This window comes from Hespellia stercorisuis DSM 15480 (genome assembly GCF_900142165.1).
GTDB classification, from domain to species: Bacteria; Bacillota; Clostridia; order Lachnospirales; family Lachnospiraceae; genus Hespellia; species Hespellia stercorisuis.
Window position 1 is genome coordinate 12,057 of the sequence record NZ_FQZY01000028.1, and the last position, 24,341, is coordinate 36,397.

The 24,341-nt window shown below is 44.1% G+C and carries 23 protein-coding genes; 1 reads left to right on the forward strand and 22 read right to left on the reverse strand.

Annotated elements, in window-relative coordinates; translation table 11 throughout:
• The first annotated feature begins 75 nt into the window (after positions 1-75).
• Positions 76-951: a LysR family transcriptional regulator gene (locus BUB85_RS10505; protein ID WP_073109791.1), complete on the forward strand. Its 876-nt coding sequence runs from the start codon at positions 76-78 to the stop codon at positions 949-951.
• Here BUB85_RS10505 and BUB85_RS10510 read toward each other — a convergent pair.
• The 22 genes from BUB85_RS10510 to BUB85_RS10615 form a co-directional block, all read right to left on the reverse strand.
• A complete protein-coding gene (locus BUB85_RS10510; protein WP_073109938.1) occupies positions 939-3,299 on the reverse strand; it encodes an ATP-dependent DNA helicase in 2,361 nt (786 codons plus the stop codon). The two genes, BUB85_RS10505 and BUB85_RS10510, sit on opposite strands and share 13 nt — an antisense overlap.
• Positions 3,300-3,493: 194 nt before the next feature.
• A complete protein-coding gene (locus BUB85_RS10515; RefSeq protein WP_073109795.1) occupies positions 3,494-3,721 on the reverse strand; it encodes an HPr family phosphocarrier protein in 228 nt (75 codons plus the stop codon).
• A 181-nt stretch (positions 3,722-3,902) separates the two neighbouring features.
• Positions 3,903-4,670, reverse strand: a complete 768-nt coding sequence (locus BUB85_RS10520; RefSeq protein ID WP_073109942.1) for a TIGR03915 family putative DNA repair protein — start codon at positions 4,668-4,670, stop codon at positions 3,903-3,905.
• A gap of 14 nt (positions 4,671-4,684) precedes the next feature.
• Complete coding sequence (locus tag BUB85_RS10525) at positions 4,685-6,052, reverse strand: putative DNA modification/repair radical SAM protein (protein ID WP_073109798.1); 1,368 nt, start codon at positions 6,050-6,052, stop codon at positions 4,685-4,687.
• A 156-nt stretch (positions 6,053-6,208) separates the two neighbouring features.
• Positions 6,209-8,284, reverse strand: coding sequence for a heavy metal translocating P-type ATPase (locus BUB85_RS10530; protein ID WP_073109802.1), 2,076 nt, complete (start codon positions 8,282-8,284; stop codon positions 6,209-6,211).
• 125 nt (positions 8,285-8,409) lie between these two features.
• Positions 8,410-8,670, reverse strand: a complete 261-nt coding sequence (locus BUB85_RS10535) for a DUF6110 family protein (RefSeq protein WP_073109804.1) — start codon at positions 8,668-8,670, stop codon at positions 8,410-8,412.
• 284 nt (positions 8,671-8,954) lie between these two features.
• Positions 8,955-10,394, reverse strand: coding sequence for a TrkH family potassium uptake protein (locus BUB85_RS10540; RefSeq protein WP_073109807.1), 1,440 nt, complete (start codon positions 10,392-10,394; stop codon positions 8,955-8,957).
• 13 nt (positions 10,395-10,407) lie between these two features.
• On the reverse strand, positions 10,408-11,766 hold the full coding sequence (trkA, locus tag BUB85_RS10545) for a Trk system potassium transporter TrkA (protein WP_073109810.1): 1,359 nt from the start codon (positions 11,764-11,766) through the stop codon (positions 10,408-10,410).
• Between the two features lie 164 nt (positions 11,767-11,930).
• Positions 11,931-12,605 (reverse strand): tRNA (N6-threonylcarbamoyladenosine(37)-N6)-methyltransferase TrmO, encoded by a 675-nt coding sequence (gene tsaA / locus BUB85_RS10550; protein ID WP_242945403.1) that lies wholly within the window; start codon positions 12,603-12,605, stop codon positions 11,931-11,933.
• Positions 12,606-12,639: 34 nt separating this feature from the next.
• Entirely contained in the window at positions 12,640-13,422 is a 783-nt protein-coding gene (locus tag BUB85_RS10555; RefSeq protein ID WP_073109816.1) for an EcsC family protein, read from the reverse strand.
• 78 nt (positions 13,423-13,500) lie between these two features.
• Complete coding sequence (locus BUB85_RS10560) at positions 13,501-13,944, reverse strand: GNAT family N-acetyltransferase (RefSeq protein WP_073109820.1); 444 nt, start codon at positions 13,942-13,944, stop codon at positions 13,501-13,503.
• Positions 13,945-14,038: 94 nt separating this feature from the next.
• On the reverse strand, positions 14,039-14,875 hold the full coding sequence (locus BUB85_RS10565) for a radical SAM protein (RefSeq protein WP_073109823.1): 837 nt from the start codon (positions 14,873-14,875) through the stop codon (positions 14,039-14,041).
• Entirely contained in the window at positions 14,875-15,549 is a 675-nt protein-coding gene (locus BUB85_RS10570; RefSeq protein ID WP_073109945.1) for a DUF5680 domain-containing protein, read from the reverse strand. The genes BUB85_RS10565 and BUB85_RS10570 overlap by 1 nt, the downstream gene beginning before the upstream one ends.
• Before the next feature lie 94 nt (positions 15,550-15,643).
• Complete coding sequence (locus BUB85_RS10575) at positions 15,644-17,140, reverse strand: glycine betaine ABC transporter substrate-binding protein (RefSeq protein WP_073109826.1); 1,497 nt, start codon at positions 17,138-17,140, stop codon at positions 15,644-15,646.
• Positions 17,137-17,778 (reverse strand): ABC transporter permease, encoded by a 642-nt coding sequence (locus BUB85_RS10580; protein WP_073109829.1) that lies wholly within the window; start codon positions 17,776-17,778, stop codon positions 17,137-17,139. The genes BUB85_RS10575 and BUB85_RS10580 overlap by 4 nt, the downstream gene beginning before the upstream one ends.
• Positions 17,775-18,893 carry a betaine/proline/choline family ABC transporter ATP-binding protein gene (locus BUB85_RS10585; RefSeq protein WP_073109833.1) on the reverse strand — a complete coding sequence of 373 codons (1,119 nt, stop codon included), beginning with the start codon at positions 18,891-18,893 and terminating at the stop codon, positions 17,775-17,777. The genes BUB85_RS10580 and BUB85_RS10585 overlap by 4 nt, the downstream gene beginning before the upstream one ends.
• Before the next feature lie 306 nt (positions 18,894-19,199).
• Complete coding sequence (locus tag BUB85_RS10590; protein WP_073109835.1) at positions 19,200-20,417, reverse strand: hypothetical protein; 1,218 nt, start codon at positions 20,415-20,417, stop codon at positions 19,200-19,202.
• Positions 20,407-21,111 (reverse strand): ATP-binding cassette domain-containing protein, encoded by a 705-nt coding sequence (locus BUB85_RS10595; protein WP_073109838.1) that lies wholly within the window; start codon positions 21,109-21,111, stop codon positions 20,407-20,409. The genes BUB85_RS10590 and BUB85_RS10595 overlap by 11 nt, the downstream gene beginning before the upstream one ends.
• A gap of 144 nt (positions 21,112-21,255) precedes the next feature.
• Positions 21,256-21,567 carry a P-loop NTPase family protein gene (locus BUB85_RS10600; RefSeq protein WP_073109840.1) on the reverse strand — a complete coding sequence of 104 codons (312 nt, stop codon included), beginning with the start codon at positions 21,565-21,567 and terminating at the stop codon, positions 21,256-21,258.
• A 169-nt stretch (positions 21,568-21,736) separates the two neighbouring features.
• Positions 21,737-23,020, reverse strand: a complete 1,284-nt coding sequence (locus BUB85_RS10605; protein ID WP_073109843.1) for a sensor histidine kinase — start codon at positions 23,018-23,020, stop codon at positions 21,737-21,739.
• On the reverse strand, positions 23,017-23,736 hold the full coding sequence (locus BUB85_RS10610; protein ID WP_073109948.1) for a LytR/AlgR family response regulator transcription factor: 720 nt from the start codon (positions 23,734-23,736) through the stop codon (positions 23,017-23,019). Before BUB85_RS10610 ends, BUB85_RS10605 begins: the two co-directional genes overlap by 4 nt.
• The gene (locus BUB85_RS10615) at positions 23,714-23,914 is read right to left on the reverse strand and encodes a MerR family transcriptional regulator (protein WP_073109846.1); all 201 of its coding nucleotides are present in this window, start codon (positions 23,912-23,914) and stop codon (positions 23,714-23,716) included. The genes BUB85_RS10610 and BUB85_RS10615 overlap by 23 nt, the downstream gene beginning before the upstream one ends.
• Positions 23,915-24,341: the final 427 nt, after the last annotated feature.

Here is a 24,341-nt window from a genome sequence, read left to right on the forward strand (position 1 = left end):
AAATCCAATCATTTATTTGACCAATCGCTTATAATCGCTTATAATACAATTATTATTTATTAGGAGGCCTAATATATGGATGTTAATTACGAATTATATAAAGTATTTTACCATGTCGCTGTCACACTGAGTTTTTCAGAGGCCAGCAAACAATTATTCATCTCCCAGTCTGCGGTCAGCCAGTCCATCAAGACTCTGGAGCGTAAATTAGATCAGACCCTGTTCATCCGGAGCACAAAAAAAGTCCAGCTGACACCCGAGGGGGAGATTTTGTTCCGCCATATTGAACCTGCCATGAATCTGATTCGCCGCGGGGAAACCCAGCTGATGGAATCCTCCTCAACCGGCGGACAGATTCGTATCGGCGCGAGCGATACCATCTGCCGCTACTTTCTCGTCCCGTACCTGAAGAAATTTCACAAAGCATTTCCAACCACACACATTAAAGTTACCAACCAGACCTCCATCAAGTGCGTGGAACTGCTGGAGAACGGACAAGTAGATCTGATTGTCGTCAACTCACCGAACACGGCACTCAGCAATGTATCCTCAATCCAGAAGATCAAGCCGTTTCACGACGTTTTTGTCGCGAACCACACCTTTGCGGAACTCCAAAATCAGAAGATCAGTCTGGAACGGCTGTCTGAATTTCCGATTCTCATGCTGGACAACCGCAGCACCACCAGCGAATTTCTCCACAGCCTGTTCCAGCAGCATCAGCTGGATCTGGTTCCGGAAATCGAGCTGAGCAGCAACGATCTGCTGATTGATCTGGCCAGTATCGGTCTTGGAATTGCCTTCGTTCCCGACTACTGTCTCCCACACAAATCCAGGGATTTGTTCATTGTTGAGACAAAAGAAGAACTGCCACACCGGGAGCTGGTGATTGCATACAACGAACGGCTCCCCATCTCCGGTGCCATGAAAGAATTTCTGGGCTATTTTTCCTGATTCCAGAAATCCGCCAGTTTTTTCTGCACCCCACCCAGATTACAAATATCACATGTTTCCCATTCCCGCGGAAACACACTGCGGTACTGCCTCCCCCGGAATCGCTCATCCAGAAGAAGAATGACCCCGCGGTCCTCCTCTGTCCGGATGACTCTTCCGGCCGACTGCAGTACTTTATTCATGCCCGGATACAGGTAGGCATAATCAAATCCACGCATTCCTTTCCCGTCAAAATAGTTCTTTAGGATCTCCCGCTCATTGCAGACCTGCGGCAGTCCGGTTCCCACAATAAACGCACCGATCAGCCTGTCCTCCGTGAGGTCTATTCCTTCCGCAAAAATCCCTCCCATCACACAGAACCCAACAAGGCTGTTGTCCCGTTCCTCCTCGAAGGTCTCCAAAAATAGTTCCCTCGCCTCCTCGTTCATGTACTGGGACTGGATGATGCATTCCATCTCCCGGTTTCCCTGTATCTGTGCCAGGACACGGCTGCAGACCTCTTCCATGAACAGATAAGATGGGAAAAATGCCATATAATTTCCCTTTTTCGCACGGACGGCATCCAGAATATACTGCGCATACATTTCATACATCTGCGGACTCCGAAGGGTGTACTTCGTACTCACGTCCACTCCCAGAAGCAATAACCTCTGCTCCTGGGAGAAGGTCGATTGTGCATAGATTGCATAATCATCAGGATCCGTGCTCAGCAGCAGCCGATAGTAATTGATTGGAAGCAGCGTTGCGGAAAAAAAGACTGTACTGTTCCCCTGATCCAGAAACTGCTGAAGATTCACAGCCGGATTCACACAGAATAACTTTAATTTGAAATGCCCGTTTCTCTCCATCTCCGTATAAATCACATAATTCTCATCCAGACAATCATGGATCGTCACAAACATGCGTACCTCAAAATAGAGATCCAGCACCTTCTGCCGCACCTCTTCCCCCTGATGCTCTTCCAGAAACCGTTCCATCTCTCCCATGGCGTTCATCAGCTTCAGAATCAAGTGACCAACACTCTCCTGCACCTGATACGTCTCGCATTCCCGTTTCAGTGCGAGCAGCAGCTTGTTGCATTCCTCCAGACGCTTTGAAAGTTTTGCATCTTCATTCTTTACAAGACGGCGCACCTCCATGATATCTTCCTTATACAGTGACGCACTGTACATTTCCCGTCCCCGCTCCACCAGATTGTGTGCCTCATCGATCAGGAACAAATAGTCACCCCTGCCTCCCTCGGAAAAGAAGCGGCGCAGATGGGCATTTGGATCAAATACATAGTTATAATCGCAGATCACTGCATCCACCCACAGTGACACATCCAACGCCATCTCAAACGGACAGACCTGATATTTTTCCGCCTGTTTTTCCAGAGATACTCTGCTCATATCATCCGTGGATGTAATCATGTCAAACACTGCATCGTTCACCCGGTCATAATGCCCCTTTGCATAGGGACAGGACTCCGGGCTGCAGTCCGTCTCCTCACAGAAACATATTTTTTCTTTTGCAGTCAGTGTAATCACCTTGAGACGCAGATTCTGTTCCTTCAGCGTCTCAAACGCCTGCTCTGCAACCGTTCTCGTAATGGTTTTTGCTGTCAGGTAAAAAATCTTCTCCCCCAGTCCTTCCCCCACAGCTTTCACAGCAGGGAAAACCGCTGCCATCGTCTTCCCGACCCCAGTGGGTGCCTGGATAAAAAGTTTTTTCCTGCGCAGCATTGTTTTGTAGACCGATGTAACCAGCTCCCTCTGCCCCTCTCTGTAAGAAAAAGGAAACTCTACCTGGCGGATGGAGGCATTGCGTTTTTCCTTCCACTCCACCTGAAATCTGGCCCACTTTTCATACCGGTGAATCACATCAAGAAACCACTCCTCCAACTCTCCGACCGTAAATTGGCTGACAAACTGCCTGATTTCTTCCGTCTCCATCTGGCAGTACGTCATCTGAACTTTCATCTCTGCCTTCTGGTTTTGCTTTGCGTAGATATATGCATAGCATTTTGCCTGCGCCAGATGTACCGGAACCGGTTTTTCGATCAGTGCAAGTTCCTTCAGCACCCCCTTGATCTCGTCAATTGTATCCACGGTATCCCCGGTGATGATTCCATCCGCCCGTCCCTCAACCTGTATGTCGAACACATCATAGGGAATCAGAAGCTTCAACGCGACCTCCGCATGGTAATCTGCTCCCATCCGCCGCTGAATCTTCCTATGAATCTTGCTGCCCAGCTGCATTGCGTCCTTGTCTGTCCCTCCGGCTATTCTATTGTCGATGTCGCCCTCCCGCAGAATAAATTCGACCAGATTGCGGACAGAGATTTTAATCAGCTGTTTCTCATCCATGTTTCTGTTTTCCTCTCGTACTTCTTTGTATCCGTCATTTTCTATCATACCACTTAATACGGTATGAAAAAAGACAAAAAGAGAAGTGATCTTTCACTTCTCTTTTCAAGATATATTATTCTATTCATTATGCTCATTACGATGAACAGCTCTCATGCTGTCTGCCAGATGTCCTAGCGGATGTTCGCAATCCACTATGCCACACAATATTTCTGGATTGCATTCTCAAATCCTGCATCTGCTTCCGCATATGCCACTGTCAGTTTCTGCGTCAAATCCAAACTCAATACGCCCAGAATGGATTTCGCATCAACGATGAATCTGTTATAAAATACATCGATATCAAAATCGCATTGTTCAGCAGTCCGAACAAAATCATGAACCTCTTCCGGTTTCAACTTAATCTGTTTCTGATGTTCCATTGCCAACACTTCCTTTCATGGGTTTATTTGTACTCTTTTCCGTATTTCTAAACCTTAAACAAGAACAGCCCTTTTCTTAACCTGAACTAGGATCCTCTGCTTCAGGTTAAGTGTATTATTGCACTATAATCTGTTCTGCGTCAATAGTTATTTTTGCTAAAATATGTGCGTGAAATCGTTCTCATTTGTCAAATTCTACCATATCTTGTTGGAAATGTCTTGGAATATGGCTTCTTTGAAGAGACGGGTTCTCCCGGTTTTCGATGGAGATTGTCGTACAAAAATTCTTCCACAGCGTCTCATACGTATCCTCTTTTTCTGATGTTCTTCGGACCTGTTCCTCATCCAGTTTCTGATTCTGTGCAAGAATCCAGTGCCTCCCTGCCTCGTGTACAAGGACCATGTGATGTGTCTTATCCGCAATCATCCAATTCTCCTGCGGGAAACGATTCGTAAAGTGATCCGCGATGCAGGTCAGCACTTGTGCTTTCGGCGAGATTTCCGAAAATAAAATTCCATTCTCCAGTTCGCAGAAACGAACAAATCCGGTAAACAGATGTGCTTCATTCGCCACGCTGCGGCTGAGTTCAAACACCTTCTCCACCTGTGGATGACTTAAGTACGTCATGATTTTCCTGCTGTCCGGGATGTTTCTGGCGGCCAGCATTGCTCCGAGTACCGCATCCGCTTTCACACAGTCATCCGCGAGGAGTGCGTGATAAATGTCCCAGTAAGTATCATACCCCAGATTCTTCTTTATCATCCGTTCTACCGCCACCGATTTCTTTTCTGATTCGCTCACCTCCGTGTATTCACAGAAAAGACGGTTCTCCAGATGCCCCCGCAAGGCGATTCCAACCTCCTGCCCACTCTTCCCCTCCTTCCACGCATCATAAATTGCGGAAAAAATTCCGGTCAGACTATCATTACAAATGTAAACTTTTCTTATCATTCTACCATCACCTACCCCAATATACGCTCTGCCTCCGTGCGCTTCTCTCCCGGCAGTACCTGAAACTGTTCTTCTCGAAACCGCACATCATCAAACAAAGAGATCTGCTGAAACTTCATATTAGCAACGGAATCCGGCACGCTGTCCCTCACATTCAGAAGATTCCTCAAAATGTAGTCCTCCTCCAGTCTGACCGGATACATCAGCCTTCCCTCACATGTAATAAAGTACAGGGCGCGCTTCAGTACAACTCCGATCTTTTTGAGATCTTCAAACCGGAGGATCCCCATCCGCCTCGCCTGTACGATCCGCTTTGCGGAACGATACCCGATTCCCGGCACTCTGAGCAGTGTATTATAATCTGCATGGTTCACCTCCACCGGAAAATACTCCAGATGCTTCAATGCCCAATTGCACTTCGGATCCAGCAATACATTAAAATTCGGATTGCTCTCATCCAGCAGTTCATCCGCTGCGAAGTTATAATAGCGCAGCAGCCAGTCTGCCTGATACAGTCTGTGCTCCCGCAGCAGCGGAGGCCCTTCCCCTGTCACCGCCGGGAGATTCCGGTCCTCGTTGACCTGAATAAAGGCAGAATAAAAAACTCTCTTCAGATCAAATTTCTGGTAGAGTGATTCCGCCACCTTAATAATTTGAAAATCCGATTCCGGCGTCGCCCCGATGATCATCTGTGTGCTCTGTCCGGCGGGAACGAACCGGGCGAGGTTCCCGGCCTTCCCCGCCAGTGCAATCTCCTGCTTATTCTCGTTCACTCTGTTCTGCACCAGGCGCATGGGCGTCAGAATATTCTTTCTCGTCTTATGAGGTGCCAGAAGACGCAGACTCTCCGCGGTGGGCAGTTCCATATTCACGCTCATCCTGTCCGCCAGAAACCCGATTCTGTGTATCAGCCCCTCCTCTGTGCCAGGGATTGCCTTGACATGGATATATCCCTGAAAGTTACAGGTGTGACGAAGCTTGTACAGTGCCGCATAAATCAGGCTCATAGTATAGTTTGGACTTTTTACAATGCCAGAACTCAGGAACAGCCCCTCTATGTAGTTGCGGCGGTAAAATTCCATCGTCAGTTCACAGATCTCGTCCGGTGTAAATGACGTTCTCACTACGTCATTCGAAGAGCGGTTCACGCAGTACTTACAGTCATAAATGCACTCGTTGGTAAACAGAATCTTCAGAAGGGAAATGCAGCGCCCATCCGCAGAAAAGCTATGGCAGATTCCTGACTGGCTGCAGTTGCCAATCCCTGTTCCATCCCCGTTCCGCGCAGTTCCGCTTGAAGTACATGCCACATCATACTTTGCTGCGTCTGTCAATATACTCAGCTTGTCATACATTGTCAGCTTCTCCATGATTTGCATTCCACAGCCCCCTCTCTTGCTTCTCTCTTATTATACGAACACATGTTTGTTTTGTCAATAGTATTCGAACAAGAGTTTGTCGGAAACCTAAAAACAGAACCCCTCCTCCCGGGCTGCCCCGAAAGAAAGGATTCTGTTCTATTAATGACAATTTTTCTACGACAGGAGATTCTTCATACTGCTCAGACTGATTCCCAGCGTCGATGAATTATGCAGCAATGCAGATGTCGTCGGTGGAATGATGCCGCCGACGCCGAGAAGAATCAGGCAAAAATTAAAGCTGATCACGAATCGGTAATTTCTGCGGATCCGCTGCATCAGCCCGTTACCGATTCGCTTTAGTGTCACCAGTTCATTGAGGTTATCTGCAGAAATGGTAATGTCTGCGATTTCTCTGGCCAACTGGGCTCCCTCGCTGATCGCAATCCCCACATCTGCCGCCGACAGTGCCGGAGAATCGTTGATACCGTCTCCGACCATGATGACCTTCCGTCCTTTTTTCTTTTCCCGTTCCACAAATTTTGCCTTGTCCTCTGGAAGGACTTCGGAATAATACTCGTCCACTCCTACTTTCTTTGCAATTGCCTTCGCAGTTCGGTCACTGTCCCCCGTCATCATGACAATTTTACTGATCCCGGCCTCTCTCAGCAATGTCATGACTGGACCTGCCTCCTCGCGAAGCGGATCCTCAATGCAGATCACGGCGCAGAGCACTCCGTCCATGGCCAGGTAAAGATGGGAATACTCCTCTGGCAAAGATGCATATTTTTCTGCTTCCGCCTCCGGTATTCTGCAGTTCTCATCGTCGAACACGAAGTGTGCGCTTCCGATCACAGCGCGTTTTCCATTGATTTCTGACGAAATGCCATGCGCAACCATGTACTGTACATTGGAATGCATTTCTTCATGTGACAGTTTTTGTCTCTTCGCCTCATTTACCACAGCATTTGCCATGGAATGCGGGAAATGCTCTTCTAAGCAGGCTGCGATTTTGAGCATCTCGCGTTCCTCATTCCCGTCGAACGCAATCACCCGTGCAACCGTGGGCTGGGCCTTTGTCAGGGTACCGGTCTTGTCAAAAACAATCGTGTCTGCGTCGGCTATCGCCTCCAGATACTTTCCACCTTTGACCATAATGTGATAAGTCCCTGCCTCTCTCATCGCCGAGAGAACTGCGATTGGCATCGCAAGCTTCAGTGCGCAGGAGAAATCGACCATGAGGACAGAAAGTGCCCTTGTTACATCCCGCGTGAACAGATAGGTCGCCACGGTCCCGGCAAAGCTATATGGGACAAGCGCATCTGCCAGATGCTCCGCCTTTCCCTCAAGAGAGGATTTTAATTTTTCAGATTCTTCGATCATGGTAACGATCTTCTCAAACTTTGTGGAGCCGGATATCTGTTTGACACAAACGGTAAGCTCTCCCTCCTCCACAACGGTTCCCGCATACACATATGCATCCGCTTCTTTTTTTACAGATACCGACTCCCCTGTCAGGGATGCCTGATTCACCAGGGCCTCCCCCGATGCTACGATGCCGTCCAGCGGGATAATATTTCCCATATGTACCAGGATCTCATCATCTTCCCGGATATCCGTGATCTTCACCAAAACCTCGGTGTCATTCTTCTTCAACCACACTTTGTCAATATTCAACGACATGCTTCTGGCAAGATCATCCACTGATTTTTTATGTGTCCACTCCTCCAGCGTCTCGCCGATTCCCAGAAGGAACATGATGGAGCCTGCTGTACCAAAATCTCCGCGCAGGAGTGAAACTCCAATTGCCGTGGCGTCCAGCACCGATACTTCGAGCTTACGTTTTGCCAGACATCTTATTCCCTTCAGAATATATTTTATAGAATGTATTCCTACATAAAGCATACGAAGCGAACCGGGCAGAAGTATCTTGCTCCCAATTCGGAACACGACTTTGCTGATTAGTTTTTCCTGATATTCTGCGTTTAGCTCCCGCCCGGTATGATCCGGCACCAGCGCCGCATTCGCCGCATCATCATAGCAGAATGCCAGCAACGCTTCAATCACCGCGCTTCTGTTTCCCGTATATAGAATCACCGCATCTCCGGTTCGCTCATATACCTTTGCATCCGACACACTGTCCTGTTCATACAGATAATATAAAAGCATATCCGCCTGATAATACGTCATTCTTGACTGCTTTGTGCTGATTCGCATCCTTCTTTTCGTCTCATGTTTGATTGTAAATTCCATTTTTTCCTCTTTCATTTACTTTCGAAAACCATAAAGAAAATACCGATGATCTGCTTTATTGTTTTCATAAATCTGCGTCCTCTTAAATTCGCAGGTAAAAACAGCGCTGCCGCACTATGAATAAATTATACTTCTTCCGGTGTCGCCTCGCCAAAAGATTCCTCAGTTCTGCTCTCGTTGATTTCTTTTGCATCCGCAAGAATGTCTTCCGCATTCTCCTGAATCTTCGTGCTTGTCTGCATCACACAGTCCTTTGCTCTCAGCACAGCTGCCGTTGCATTCGTATAAATTTTCTTTGCATCCTTGCTGGATAAGATTTTGATTCCGGCTGTTCCGAATAAAGTACCCCCTACAAATAATGCTGTTTTTTTCCAATCAAAGCTCATCTTTCGTCCTCCTTATTCTATAATGAACGGTATCGCTGATATCTCTCCTCGGCTTACCGCTCACTTCCATCTGGTGATCTCTCAATTATAGTTATACCTGTTGGGTTATTCAACACTAACAGCTCTTGTTGAGAAAGGTTCTCATTTTTGTATTATTCACACTCTTTTGCTGTATTTATATAAACAAAAAAAGAAATCCCCTCTCACTTTTGGGATTTCTTTTTTGTAAGTGATATTCATCTGCAATGAATATCTGTAAACAAATATTTTATTTAACCTAACCCTTATTTCCGTTTCCACACAGAAGGCGTGAACAATAACAGTACCGGATACAGTTCCAAACGGCCAGCAAGCATGTCAAACATGAGAACACACTTTGCCAATGGAGAAAACATACTGAAATTGCCAGTCGGTCCGACAAGTTCTAATCCCGGGCCAATGTTATTGAATGTCGCAGCAATTGCCGTAAAATTCGACGTCATATCCAGATTGTCAAATGCCAGAATTGTCATGGATACACCGAATATGATCACATAAGTCACAAGAAATGCGCTCACGCTTCTCACCGTATCCTTGTCCAGCGCTTTGTCATCCATCTTAATCACTTTAACACTTCTCGGATGCACAAAATATCCCATCTCCTGCTTTACTGTCTTGAACAGGATTACGATACGGGACACTTTGATTCCACCTCCGGTGCTGCCCGCACATGCCCCGATAAACATGAGGATTACCAGAAGTGTCTTGGACAACTGGGGCCACTGGTCAAAGTCTGTGGTCGCAAAACCGGTTGTTGTGATAATCGACGCAACCTGAAATGCGGAATGCCGCAGCGATGTAAAAATATTTTCAAACATTCCGCTTATGTTAAATGTAATGATTCCGATACTGACTGCAATGATTCCGAAATACCATCTAAGCTCTTCCATTTTGAAAACATTTCCTTTATGCCTTCCGAGCAGTATATAGTATGCATTAAAATTCACTCCAAACAGAATCATAAATATCGTCACAATCCACTGTATCTGTGCCGAATAGTCTGCCATACTGCTGTTTTTTACGCCGAAACCACCAGTACCCGCCGTACCAAACGCGGTAGTAAAGGAATCAAACACCGGCATTCCCGCTGCTAGCAGGAGAATAATTTCAATCACGGTCATCACAATATAAATCAGATACAGTATCTTCGCGGTGTCCTTGACCCTGGGCACCAGCTTTCCAACAGATGGTCCCGGGCTTTCCGCACGCATAAGATGCATGTTGTAGCCACCGGCCATAGGCAGGATCGCAAGCAAAAACACAAATACACCCATACCGCCGATCCAGTGTGTAAAACTGCGCCAGAACAGGCTGCAGCGGTTCAGCGCCTCCACATCCGTCAGAATACTGGCACCGGTCGTCGTAAAACCTGAAATCACTTCAAACAGCGCATTGATAACATTCGGGATATCGCCATTTATCACAAACGGAAGTGCCCCGAAAAAACTCATAACAATCCAACTCAATGCAACTGTAACAAATCCTTCTCTTGCAAAATAAACCTGATTTTTTGGCTTTTTTCTGATTATCAGCGTTCCAAGCACAAAGCAGATCAGCGCAACAATCAGGAACGAATATCCTGCAGATTCCTGATAGATTACTGCAACCACACAGGGTAATAGCATAAATATGGATTCCAACGTCAAAACCCATCCAAGAATATAACGTATTATCGAATAATTCATCTGTCTCTCTCCATTACTTTTTCAGTATGTCTTTGATATCCTGCAGGCCCTTTTGTGTAGTGACAACAATAACGGTATCCCCCACTGCGATCTGAGTCTTACCATTTGGAATAATGATTTTCCTGTTACGGCTCACACAGGCGATCAGCAGATGGTCCTTCAGGGATAATTCTTCCAGAGGTATTCCGACAAGCGGCGTGTTCTCACGGATTTTGAACTCCAGTGCCTCCGCATCGCTGTCTGCAATTCTGTACAGCGTCTCCACATTACTTCCAATCGTATTCTGCATAGCACGCACATAACGTACAATATATTCCGCAGTAATGAATTTAGGACAGATCAGACTTCCCAGATTAAAGGTATGAATAATATCATCAAAGGAAATCCGATTGATTTTCGTCACAATCTTTGCTTTTGAGCGATTTCTGGCAAAAAGTGAAAGGAATATGTTTCCCTCGTCAATTCCGGTCAGAGATACAAAAGACTCGCAGTGCTCAATGCCTTCCTCTATCAAAATATCCTGATTTGTGGCATCACCGTTGATAATGACCGCATTCGGCAGTAATTCACTCAGCTGTTCGCAGCGCTCTCTGTCCTTCTCGATAATCGTCACATCAATACCCATCGCCAGAAGAATCTCCGACAAATAGTATGCGATCGTTCCGCCACCGACAATCATGGCGTTGTGCACCTGATGCGTCTGCACGCCGATTTGTCTGAAAAAGCTGCCTGAATTTAACGGTGATGCGACAATGCTGACCACATCATTCTCTTTCAGCATAAATGAGCCGTTTGGAATAACCACTTCATCACCGCGCTTCACAGCACAGATCAGTACATCAGATTTAACTTTTTTTGTAACGTCCGCCACACTGATATCATGGAGCATGGAATCTTCGTTTATAATAAATTCGAGTAATTCTACTTTTCCTTTTGCAAACGTGTCAATTTTAATTGCAGATGGAAACCTCAAAACCCGGGAAATCTCGGTTGCCGCCGCAAACTCCGGATTGATGGTCATGGAAAGACCCAATTCTTCTTTAATAAAATTAATTTCCTTATTATACATAGGATTGCGCACACGCGCGATCGTGCTGCAGTCACCTGCCTTCTTCGCAATCAGGCAGCACAAAAGATTCAATTCGTCCGAGCCTGTTACAGCGACCAGAATATCTGCATTCTCAATGCCCGCTTCCATCTGTACATTATAACTCGCACCATTTCCCACAACTCCCATAACATCAAAGTTATTCGTAACATCGTGAATTGCTACTCCATTTGGATCGATTACAGCAATGTCATGATTCTCCTCACTCAATTGCTCCGCAATTGTTCTTCCGACTTTGCCGCACCCGACAATTATTATTCTCATCTCATCCTCCGTGGGCTTTTTATTCTATTCCAACAAATTAGAGAGAACCGGAAGGTTCTCCCCTTGTTTTTAGCCCTTTAGGCACACCTATATATGCCGATTCAATGATATCCGATAATATATGAAATGTCAAGATATCGCGGGCACTTTCGTATGATATAAATTTAACTAAGTGCCACTATTTCGCATACCGTAAGCAAACGCCCTTTCACCCGAAATCGTATATCCCATCCGGCGAAAGCCACCCCATAGATCCGCTCCGGATCCGCATCATATGCAGGTCTCGGATCCTGCCTGAGTACTTTGATGGCTGCTGCCCTTTTCTCCTCCGGAAGTAACTGTAGAAAATGCTCTTCACACGCCACCTCCAGCTCATATTCTCTGGTACGGTCTGCGAACCCGCCAACCGCCTCCGGGTGGGAATCCACATGTGGGATGTAGGGCTTGATATCGTAAATGGGTGTGCCGTTCATCAGATCAATTCCCGCGACAAAAAGCACAGGTCCCAGCTCTGTATTCTGCTCCACCCGCTCCAGTCTGACGCTGGATAGTCCGATGTCATTGGGGCGATAAGGCGACCGGGTGGCAAACACCCCCACCCGTTTCTTTCCTCCAAGCCTCGGTGGCTTCACTGTCGCAGCCCAGTGATCTCTTTTCGATTCTGAGAATTTCCACAGCAGCCAGACATAAGAATATTCCTCCAGTCCCCGGACCGCCTCCGGGTTTCGATACTCCGGTTCAAATACAATTTTCCCCTTCAGCTCCTCCACCAGACCACTCTGGCGCGGGATTCCAAATTTTGTCGGAAAATCCGTATAAATATGTGCAATTATCTTCATTCTTTTGCTCCTGTTTCTTTCCGATTTTTCCTCTTTATCTTCCATTCAGAAATCTACGTCTATACTTCAAATCTGCATATCTGATAATCTCCTTCATATACACCGCATCATACATTCCGCCTACGATGCCGACAACCGGAATGCCCTGAAGAAATTTCATATACAACAATTCCCTGGAAAGTGTTCCCGCAGTTCTGTCGATCTGCTCCTTTTCATCATAATCTGCCGGACAACTTTCAGTGCAGATGAACGTATTAATCTTCTCCTCTATTTCTTCTGACTGCTCTCCATAAGACAGAGCCCCCTGAATCAACAGAAGAATAAAGTATCGCTCTTCCTCTGTGTCATACCTGCACCCATAATGCAGAGCCGTCTGGTAAATACTTTTTAGAATCATTCCTGTAAATACCGGAATATCAGGAATCCCGATCCCCAATACTCCCATCCCGACTCCTGACACACCGGACACCAGAAGGTTCTTTGTTCCTTCCCCCTTCGATTTTTTCGAAAAAGACCGCAGGGATTTTGCATCCTGCTTTATGTCTGCTGTATACTCACGCACCCGATAATCCTGTTCCAGCTTTTCTTTATGATACGTTTTCTCAATCACGCCGGTGCCCTTTTCGAATATGAGGCCAAAAGCCTTTTCAAATGCTGTATCAAGCATACTCTGCAGTCCGGACGGCACGTTGCCATCCAGCTTCTGATTCAGAATGTTCTCTCTTTTTTCGCTGTGGGAACGGAGGAATCTTTTTTCCTCTTCCTCTAATCTGCGCCACTCCTTCCGAAGCGGCTTCTCTCTATGAAATATCTGCATCTCAATATATATCCTCACATTGGAGTCTAAACTTCCCTGTTTTTTCGTTAAAACAATACTTTTTTACAAATAAGCTATTTATTGACGTTTCATGTATAAGAGCGGATAATCATTCCCCTGCTCATCATGATCTGTTCTTTTGTAAACGTGAAAGCCCATACGTTCATAGAATCCTTTTGCCTGAGGGTTCTGCTCATTAACAGTCAGTTTTTTGACCGCATATCTTTCAATCCCGTACTGAATCAGAGATTTCCCCAGACCTTTGCCTCTTTCTTCTGGCGTGACGAACAGCATTTCCAGAGTATCGTCCTCTACTCCCATGAAAGCAACCGGATAGTTCCTGTCATCTTCCACAATGACCAAATGAGCAATTTCGCTTAATGCCTGTGGCACATACTCTTTGATATTCTTTATCTCATTATCCGATAAGAACAGATGCGTTGCCCTGACAGATTTTTCCCACACTTCCAACAGTTGCTGTATCAATATTGGTGTTTTCTCGTTTACTTCACTGATCCTCATCTTTCGCCTCCATAAAGCGGGGATTATACTTCTGCTTTTAAGCCGATTATATCCCCTTCTCTAGTAATCTGCAACGGGAACAAAAAAAATGCACCTAACTGTTTTTATTCATCTTTTGTCTCACAAGTTCATCATGGTAAAAAAAGTTCACATAATTCAATTGTGCTTTTTCACAGTATTCATGAAGCGTTTTTGCCAAATCTGCCCAATATGCATTGTCCTTATGTATGTATATTTCAGAATACTCATTTGATAGATTTGGATACCGTTGATCAATATAAGAAAGGATCGTCTGTTTATAAGCCCCTCGCAAATTTAAATTTTCGAACCAATATTCATCCACTATATTTTCCGTTGTTTCCATTATTTTTTGCCATTCAGTAATATATGGAAAAATTGGTGACATAAATAATACTGTGTAGATTCCAGCCTCATGTAGCTGTTCTATTGCCTTCAGCCTTTGGAGGACTGTGCTGCCCTTATCCATATCAGATCTGAACTGTTCATCTAATGTATTTAATGAAAGTGCCACTTTAAGTTGTGGCAGCCTTTTTAAGATATCAATATCACGGACAACTAAATCAGACTTTGTTGAAATAGTAATCTCGCAGTCGGCATCTACAAGTTGTTCCAAAATATTTCTGGTAATACCGTACTTACTTTCGTATGGATTATAGCAATCTGTCACCGATGATAAAAATAATGACTTGCCCTTCAGTTTTTTCAAATTAATTGGTTTATTGCAATACTTTATATCTATAAAATCTCCCCACGCCTCCGTATGCCCGGTAAATCGTTTCATAAATCTGGCATAACAATATTTACAAGCATGGGGACAGCCGACGTAGGGATTTACCACGTAATCACTTGCAGGCAGATTTGATTTTGTCAGATAATCTTTCGTCAAAATCTTTTTTTCTATTGCTCCCATTATTCAATCATTCCTCCATGAAAACAACACTCATATATCTTCTCTTCCTGATAAAATATTTCTTCATATCCTTGATACCAAATAAATTCACCCTCAACCCTGCAATGATAGTGATAATCTCCCTTTGCAAAAATTTCAGGTCCCCGATATGGAATTTCATATGGCACATTTAATAACGCTTCTTTGAGAAAATCACTGTTAAAATGTTCTCCCGTTATCCGTCCGGTATAGTTCATCCCCCAAATCGGATCGTCCTGATGCCAAACTACCTCTGAACCAAAGAATTTTTCTCCGCCCAAATAGCTGTCAAGATACTTATATCCCTGATCGCAATAACTAAAATCATGTGACTTCATTCTTGATGAAACATCTTCATTTTTATTCGCTGCATACGTATTCTTTTTTGCACAGATCAAGAAAGAAATCATTTCACTTATGTTTCTGTCTGAATGATCACAGAGCCGCACATTACATCGATCATCGTCCTTGACCAGCCGATCAATTGGAATACCATACAATTCGCTTAATAATATTAATCCATTCAATTCTGGAATTGCCAGCCCGTTCTCCCATTTACTTATTGTTTGCCGCGCTGTTCCCAATTTATCTGCCAGTTGTTCCTGTGAATATCCATTCTTCTTTCTCAATATCTGTAACTTTTCTTCAAGTTTCATATAGCCCACCCTGCCTTTCTGTTCCATTATATAGATTTCTATTTATATAATCCACCATCAGGCAAATTCATTTATGTCACTTGAAGCTGACAGATTAAGTCAGGTTCAAGCCGGAGAGAAACTCACCGGCAACCTCATCAACAGAACGCCCAACAACATCGACCTGATAGGTCAGCTCCGCCATCTGCTCTGTGGAAATCGTCCCTGCTAACTGATTCAGAATACGTTCGAGTTCGGGATACTTTTGTAATACTTCCTCTCGAACCAGGAATGCACCGTTATAATCCGGGAAAAAGCCCTGGTCATCTTCCAGGATCTTCAGCCCTGCTTTACGGTTCAACCCGTCTGTGGCATAGACCACAGTGACATCAAAACTTCCGTTTTCCACAGCCGTATATTTCAGCCCCTGATCTACGAGAATTGCGTCTTTGAACTTCAACCCGTAAAACTCTACAAAGGGAGTATATTTCATACTGCCCTCTACAGTGAAAAATCCCTGCTCTGCTCCAAATAACAGCTCCTTCGCCACAGGTACCAGATCACTGACGGTTTCCAGATTGTATTTATCTGCAACAGCCTGGGGTACGGCTACGGCGTAGGTGTTATCAAATCCCAATTTACTGAGCAGGCGCATGTCATAATCTTCGGCTGCCACCTTGTTTACATAGTCATAGATCGACTTACCTTCCGGCACATCGGCAGGGTCCTGATGGAAAAATGTAGTCAACAATGTTCCATCATAAGAGACCATCAGATCACAGGTATGCCCATCACCCTTAAGGGCATTGAAGTTATTTACCTGAGACATCTGATCCTGAATCGTAACATCCAGGTCTGTTTGATCCTCTACCAGCATTTTTATCATGTGATGCATGAGCTGCGTCTCGGAATAGTCGCCGTCATAAAGCATCAGGTCGCCGGTATTTCCCCGTCCATATGGCAGCAACATACAAAATGCCGCCAGAAGAGCCACCGCTGGTATCCACATTTTCCTGGAGTCCTTCTTGTTCTTTTTCATTTGTTTTTCAAACCACCCCATCAAAAGATCCAGAATCAGGGCAATCACCATCAGGACACCAGTAGCAGACAAGATCATCTTCATGCTGGAGATGCGAATCCCCTGGGTAATCACGCCACCCAGACCGCCGCCTCCGACAAAAGCGGCAAATACCGCAGTGCCGATTGCATTGACCACAGCAATACGAATACCGGTAAACATGGTCGGAAACGCGTATGGAACTTCCACCCTGAAAAGCCGATAGAATTTACTCATCCCCATCCCCCGCGCCGCTTCCTTGATACCGGGATCTACCTCCTGCAGTCCAAGATAGGTATTTCGCACAATGGGAAGCAGCGAATACAGGGTGATACCAATGATAACCGTCAGCTTGCCCGGATTCAGTACTACCATGATCATACCCAATAACGCCAGCGAAGGGATCGTTTGCAGCAGATCCACCACTCGCAGAATCGTTCCTCTGAATCGCTTTGATACATAGGCCCAGATTCCCAACAGTAATCCCACGACAATAGACAGAATACTGGCTGACAGTACAATAAATAAATGTTCCCAAATCAATGACCAGGTCATTTTCCCGCCTCCCTTCTCATCCCGAGAGGCGTAACCTTCTTTTGCAGATAATCGATGACCGCACCAAAAGCAATTGCCAGAAGTGCGGAAGGGATTGCTCCCAAAAGAATCAGTGTGTTGTTATTGGAAGACACGCCCTGATAGACGAAATTTCCCAATCCGCCCTTCCCGATCATAGCAGCCAGTACTGCCCAGGAAACCGTGTAAATAGCAGACATCCGAAGACCTGCAATGATGGTGGGCATCGCCAGAGGCAGCTCCACTTTTGTCAATGTTTGAAAAGAAGACATTCCGCAGCCCTTCGCAGCTTCGACATATTTTCTTTCCACTTCAAGAATGCCGGTATAAGTATTTTTCAAGACCGGGAACATCGCATATACGCTCAGTGCCGCAATAACGGTAGCGTAGGTGTCTCCCCACCAGATAAACAGGATGCCAATAAACGCAAGACCCGGTATCGTCTGAAAAATGGAGAGAACAGGCAGAATCACACCGGACCATTTCGGAACACGTGAAAGAAGGACCCCCAACAGCAGTCCAAACGCAAAACCAATCACTACAGCAACCAGCACATATATCGTATGAACACCGATGGCTTTCAGCAGCATGCTGCCATAGTCATGAATAAGAGTCATCATTTCACATCCCCCCATAAGGTTTCTGCTACCGACCGTGCCACACTGGTTTTGGTCACAAGTCCTGCGATCGTATCATCTTCGTTGAGAACAACTACATAGCTGGCATTAACCTCGGAATCGAGAAGATAATCGAAACTTTCTTTTGCATCATCACCTATCCGTGCCGTTCTGGCCGTTTGACGAATCAATGGCTCAATACTGGTCAATTCTTTTCCCCAATGACGAATATCACCGATGGAAACAGTTCCTAAATAATGTTTCTCTTCGTCAATTACCAGAAGCGTATCTACACTATATCGCGCCATACGCTCAGCACATTCTCTTACACCACGATCCTTGCGCATGCTTTGGACACTCGTACGCATAAAGCTTTCTATCGCAGAAGATTCCTGTGATTCAGAGCTGTGTTTTCCGAGAAAATCACGTACGAGCTCATTGGCAGGGTTCTCTAACATATCTTCAGGAGAAGCTATCTGGACAATTTTTCCCTTCGACATAAAGATGATAATGTCTGCCAGCTTCAGAGCTTCGTCCATATCATGACTGACAAAGATAATCGTTTTGTTTAGTTTCTGCTGTATATTCTTGATTTCGTCCTGAAGAATTTCTCGCGTCATTGGATCCAAAGCGCTGAACGGCTCATCCATCAGTACAATGGGTGGAGAAGCCGCCAGTGCACGCAGCACACCGATACGCTGCTGCTGACCGCCAGAGAGTTCTGAAGGATACTTATCCGCATACTGCTCCATTTTTACCATTTTAAGAAGATCTGTGACAATCTCATCGCACTTATCCTTATCATATTTCAACAGCCGGGGAACGACACATATATTTTGTGCTACGGTCATATTGGGAAAGAGACCGATCTGCTGAATAACATAGCCGATATGGCGGCGCAGAGATACCTTATCCTCAGATTGGATGTCTTTACCATCAATAAATATACTTCCGGTATCGGGTTCCAGCAGACGATTGATCATCTTCATTGTGGTGGTTTTTCCGCAGCCGGATGGACCTATCAGCACCACAAATTGTCCATCTGGGATGGTAAAGTTAAGATCCTTGAGGATTGGTGTTTTTCCATAACTCTTAGAAATGTGTTCAAATTGGATCATCTTTCATTCACTCCTTCTACTCGTATTCGCAACCAATAAAAAAGAAGAGCTTTTTCATATAGCACCACACAGTGCAATACCAAAAGCCCTTCTCAAAAGACGGTTCTTTTATTTGCATTATATATATTTGTCTCATATTATAACATAAATCAATGGCAAAGGCAAATCAGTACCTATGCGCTCAACAAAATGATATAGAATCCACCAAGCCCATTCCACACAGCATAGGTAAAAGCTTCGATTGCCACTCGCACCACCTTTTCACGTATCTTTTTCGATCCAGGTAATGTTTTCTCTTCTTCATCTTCAAATTCTCCTTGTGATACATATCAGTCCTATACATTCCAATGGCAAGATACAAAGCCAAATCCAGAGCAACGGTGGCCATATACTGACAAAGACTGCAATTAACATCATCAATGCCGGTACAACATACTTTCTGGGATGGTGCCATAAATCACTCTCAATTTTCCAGTTGCGAATAGGGTGTAGCCATTCTAAAAGTACAGATAAAAGGGCACTCTGTAGAGCAAACATTACTGAAATCAGAAAATCCGAAATGGCTATATTTCCATTAAAAACTTGCCAGCTGCACAGATAAATGGTGCTTACTACTACATGAATGATTGAAATAAACAGCCAGTAACAGCCATAAAAACGGATAATCTGTTCCGGAAGTATTCTAACGGCCTGTTCCAGACATGGATCACAAGAAATCAAAATGCAAATCGGCGTATTCAGGCATAGAATAGCAAACCCAATTGGTTTGATGTTCAGCCCCTCAAACTGCCCTAGAAAAATTGGCAGAAAACAGGCAACCGCCGCCAAACCAACCTTATTGACAAGGTAACTTTTGTTTGTAAATAGATACCGCAGTAGGTAAATGTAGATGCTGCCCTTTTTGTTCGTATAGTGGATGATTGCCCCAACACAAATCGGACGGTAAAAAGTATATGGATCAACATTGTGCAGATACCATATCGCAATTCCAAAACTAACCGCCACAATTCCAAAAACGATTTCCGGTAGCCTGATTGAAAGCATTATGCCAAGGATGCAAATCACCCACGATCCTGCTACCCAACACTTTTTCTTTTCGAGTAACGTGTAAATTGCAACTGTGAGAAAACAGGCGTTACAACCACAGAATAGCGCTGTCGCGATTTGTACTGCACTCTGTTTTGAAATAGCAAAGAAAATGGCCCAGATCAATGCAGTTTTAGTTATCAGGGTATGGCCGCTAAATGCAAGCGCATATGCCATTGTAAGCCGATTATTATCAAAAGGGAGCAGAAAAAAGCCCTGCAGCATTTCCGCATTGTGAGAAGAATTTAAGGCCTGCCACATCGCACCAGCGGTAAATATTGTGGAAGTAACGAATAAAATAAACGGTGAAATTACCAACTGGATTTCAGCTGCGCGCAAAGAGCAGAACAGGATAACGCAAGCCGACACACTTTTCCCTATTTGTTCATATTTTCCGCCAAAAAACTGTTTTGAGAATGCTTTTAGACTATTTTTCAAGAGCAAGTACCTCCCGTATTTTTTCAGCTTCAATCTCTTTACCAAGAAAAGACTGTCTGATTTTCCCCTGTTCCAATACGAGTACTCGATCAGAGGTCAAGCAGATACTCTCCAAAATATGCGAGGAAAACAGGATTGTACCATGCTCTTTGTAGCTTTCCATAAGCTGATATAGGTATTCGGTACTTTGAAAATCAAGGCCGTTTACTGGCTCGTCCAACAGCAACAGACTAGGACATAAGGCAAACGCAGTTATCAAATATGCTTTTTTCAGATTGCCGGTCGACAACTCTTTTAAGAGGTAATCCGTATATTCTTCAAAATGAAATCCATGCACCAACTTGGAAACATCCGGTAGCGTCCTTTTATAAGAAGCTGCCACATAAGACAAATATTCACGGAATGTAAAGTACTGAAAAGAGTGTTCTTCTGCGAGTACAGTATAACGAATCTGCTTAAATGCCTTATCACGGAAAGAGAACGGCTTTTCGTTCCACAATGCCTCTGTAATTTGGAAACGGTCAATCAGCCCGGAAAGCGTTTTTATAAAGGTCGTTTTTCCAGCACCATTTAATCCAATCAGCCCAACCACTTCATTCATTCCAAGCTCAACGGAAAAATCGGAAAGCACTGGATTTCCCGGCACATACCACACACTCAAGTTTTTGAGAGCAAGAAGATTAAGGCCACTCATGGTATCACCTCCGATTGTCTTTCTCTTTCTTCCAGATGGAATAAGCAGAATACAGGAACACAATTCCCAGCACGACATACAGAACTGTAAAAGGGATATTGGCGTTAACACCACTGACAATAGCAGCAATCAACCAGACAATACCTAAAGCCAAACGAAAATAAAAATGACGCATAATAAATAAAACCTCCATTCAAATTTGTGTGTATTTGTTATATTGATACGGCTATATCGTACTCCAAAAAACAACGTCATGCGGAAGTGTCCACAATCGGTATTGTTTTGTCCATCAAATTCACGAACACCTTTCACCAAGGTGATTTTTCCTGCGCCATTATGCCCCAACAAGCCAAACACTCCACCTTCCATGGAAAATGTAATGTCATTCAGTGCATAACTCGTGTTTTTGTCATTCCCATAGACTTTTTTTAGATTGTAAATTTCTAATACGTTCATTCAACATACTGCTTTTCCTATACTGTTACATGTTTGATAATCCTGTTTACACATATACATGGTATCAAAGGCAAGTCCTTTATGCGGCACGGTCCATAATCGGTATGTTTTTGACCCCAAAAAAGGCTGGCTGCCTATTGAGCAGTCTGCCTTTTTACTTCTTTAAAATTTATACGGCGTGGTAGGATAAGGTTGCCACAGTTTGGAAAATATGTTGGTCGAAAGAGGTTTTGATAATTCCGTCATAACGTTCCGCAGCGGAAAGTGCGCTTTTTAGTCCCCAGCCATGTAGAGCCTTTTGAGATTTTGAAGTCTGCAATGTTCCGCCAGCGATAACAGGCTTTTCTGCGAAACCGTTCTCGACTTTGACAATAAGCATATTGTTGATACGCCGAATTGTCAAATTGATAAAGCGTAATTCTCCCGTAGTAACTATAGCAGCCTCCAATGCATTGTCTAACATATTCCCTAAAATTGCTGTCAGATCAACATTACGAATATTGGTATGCCGGGGAAATTCAATGTTTATCTTGGTTCTAATATTTTGCTGCTTGGCAAAGGACATTTTACTACTGATTAGATAGTCGATTGCTTCATCACCGGTCCAATTTTCCTGTGTCAATTCCCAAACAGGAGAACACAAGTCCTCCAAATATTGAATAGCTTCGTCTGTTTTTCTCTGTTTCAAATAACGGTGCAATACTTCAATGTGGTTGTGTATATCGTGATACAGCTTGGCATTAGAAGTATAGGTTCTATTGAGTGCCCGATAATCCCGTTCCAATAATTCCGCCTGTTCTTCCTTTAATCTGGCAATCTCCTTTTCCATTTCGTGTTGTCTACTTAGTGTAAAGAACAAAATAGCCATCATCAAAAGCAGTGACAGTATGATCCATGTAGTAAGGCGGTCATCACTCAAGAGAATTCTTTTTTGCTCTGATAACACAATTACTCCAAACATTCCAGCAAGAGAGATTACAGAGAACATCCGAACAGCTTCTTTGCGTGCTATCTTTCCGTTCCTCTTTGCCAGCCAGAAAATGCCAAGCATAAGCAATCGCACGATCCAAACGGCGAGCATATATTCTGCGGTTACGGTATCTATAAAACGAGCGTCTTTAAGCCAAACAGCAAGCCCCGCCGAAATAAGAAACTCCCATAACGCTATAGCTATTTCGTAGAAAAAAATCAGAAACACACAAATTCTTGTCTGCTCACGATAGAGGTAACAAACCATTGTAATTAAGAGGCCGATTTCAATTCCGACAAGGTAAAATTGGGGAAGTGCAAGTATGGTAGCCCACGTGATAAGTACACTGCCACCAGTAGAGAGCAACACAGCGATTTTATTCAATTTTGGGAAATTCAACAGCTTTGCCACAAGACAAAGGCCGAGCAGCAGTTGTATTTCATTCGTGAAAAAGCAAGAAACTATTTTATACCATTCCGTCATATATGCGCCCCCCAAAATCTATTGATTTCCTGCTTTACTTTCTGCAAATGGGAACGGCTGATTGGAAGCTGTTCTCCATTTTTTAAGGCTGCCATTCCGTCACTGATTTTAATTATCTGGATAATGTTCACAATACATCCACGATCAATAAAGATAAATTCCTGTGCGTTCAGTTCGTCATAGACTTGCTGCAAACTTTTTCTGACCTTTGACACGCCAGCATCGGAAACAATGCTGGCATTTTTTCCATCACGCTGAATATAGCAGATAGCTTTATAAGGGATTCGTTCTAATCGGCTGCTTGTCTGTATAGTGTATTCCTGCCCAGCTTCAAGTTCAATCAATTTCGCCGCATCGGTAACTGCTGTCACCAGTCGCCTTTCAAGATTGTTCTTTGGGACATATCGAAAGATAGAAAGTTCAAAAGCGTCAATCGCATATTCGAGGTGTGAAGTGATGAAAATAATTTTTACACCTGGTAGATAAGGCTTTATCTTTTCGGAGATTTCCATTCCAGACATATTGGGCATTTCAATATCCAGCAGGATTAAATCATAGAAAAAACCATCTTCGGTAATATCATAAAGCAGATTGTCGCTGTGCATGTAAGTAGTAATTTTATGACCGATACCACCTTCTTGCAGGCACTTTTTCACTATACCTTCATGTAGAAATACAGCCGCTTCTTCATCGTCACATATTGCAATCTGTATCACTACCATCACCTCGCTTCTTTACTCGTCGATCTATGGGTTTCTCCGCATCTTTTGGAATCACCCATACCGCAGCAATTTTAATCGCACCGGGAATTCGCTCTCTGGCACAGTAGTAGTTTATCATCCGGGGTGTGATACCCCATTTTGCACTTGCTTCTTTCAGCGTCATGTAATTCATAGCCTGCACCTCCAATGTCACTATTATATTTCGTTATCTCGAATAATGCAAGTGTGTCAAAGTACCTCAGGCCAACTTGACTTGAAGTAAAATACTACTAAAATTCAAATTTCATTTCGATCACATACAATCACCCGAAATATACAATAATATACTCGCAGAGACATCCATCTTTAGTACCTTTCTGTTCAGGCTGTGCCGAGGCGATAGTATCGTCCAATCTCAAACTATTTCGAAAAGAAAATTCTGTAAAAGTCAATTTTACTTCATTTCCACTTTGATATACCAGCCTGATACTCCTATTGACAGCTAAATTGTGAAATGATGATCTCATTCTGATATTTATCTTTCAAAACATAATGTTTCTTTTCAGGTGCGTTCATCATTGATAATGTATCATGCATCACGTCTGTTTCTTCATCTTCAA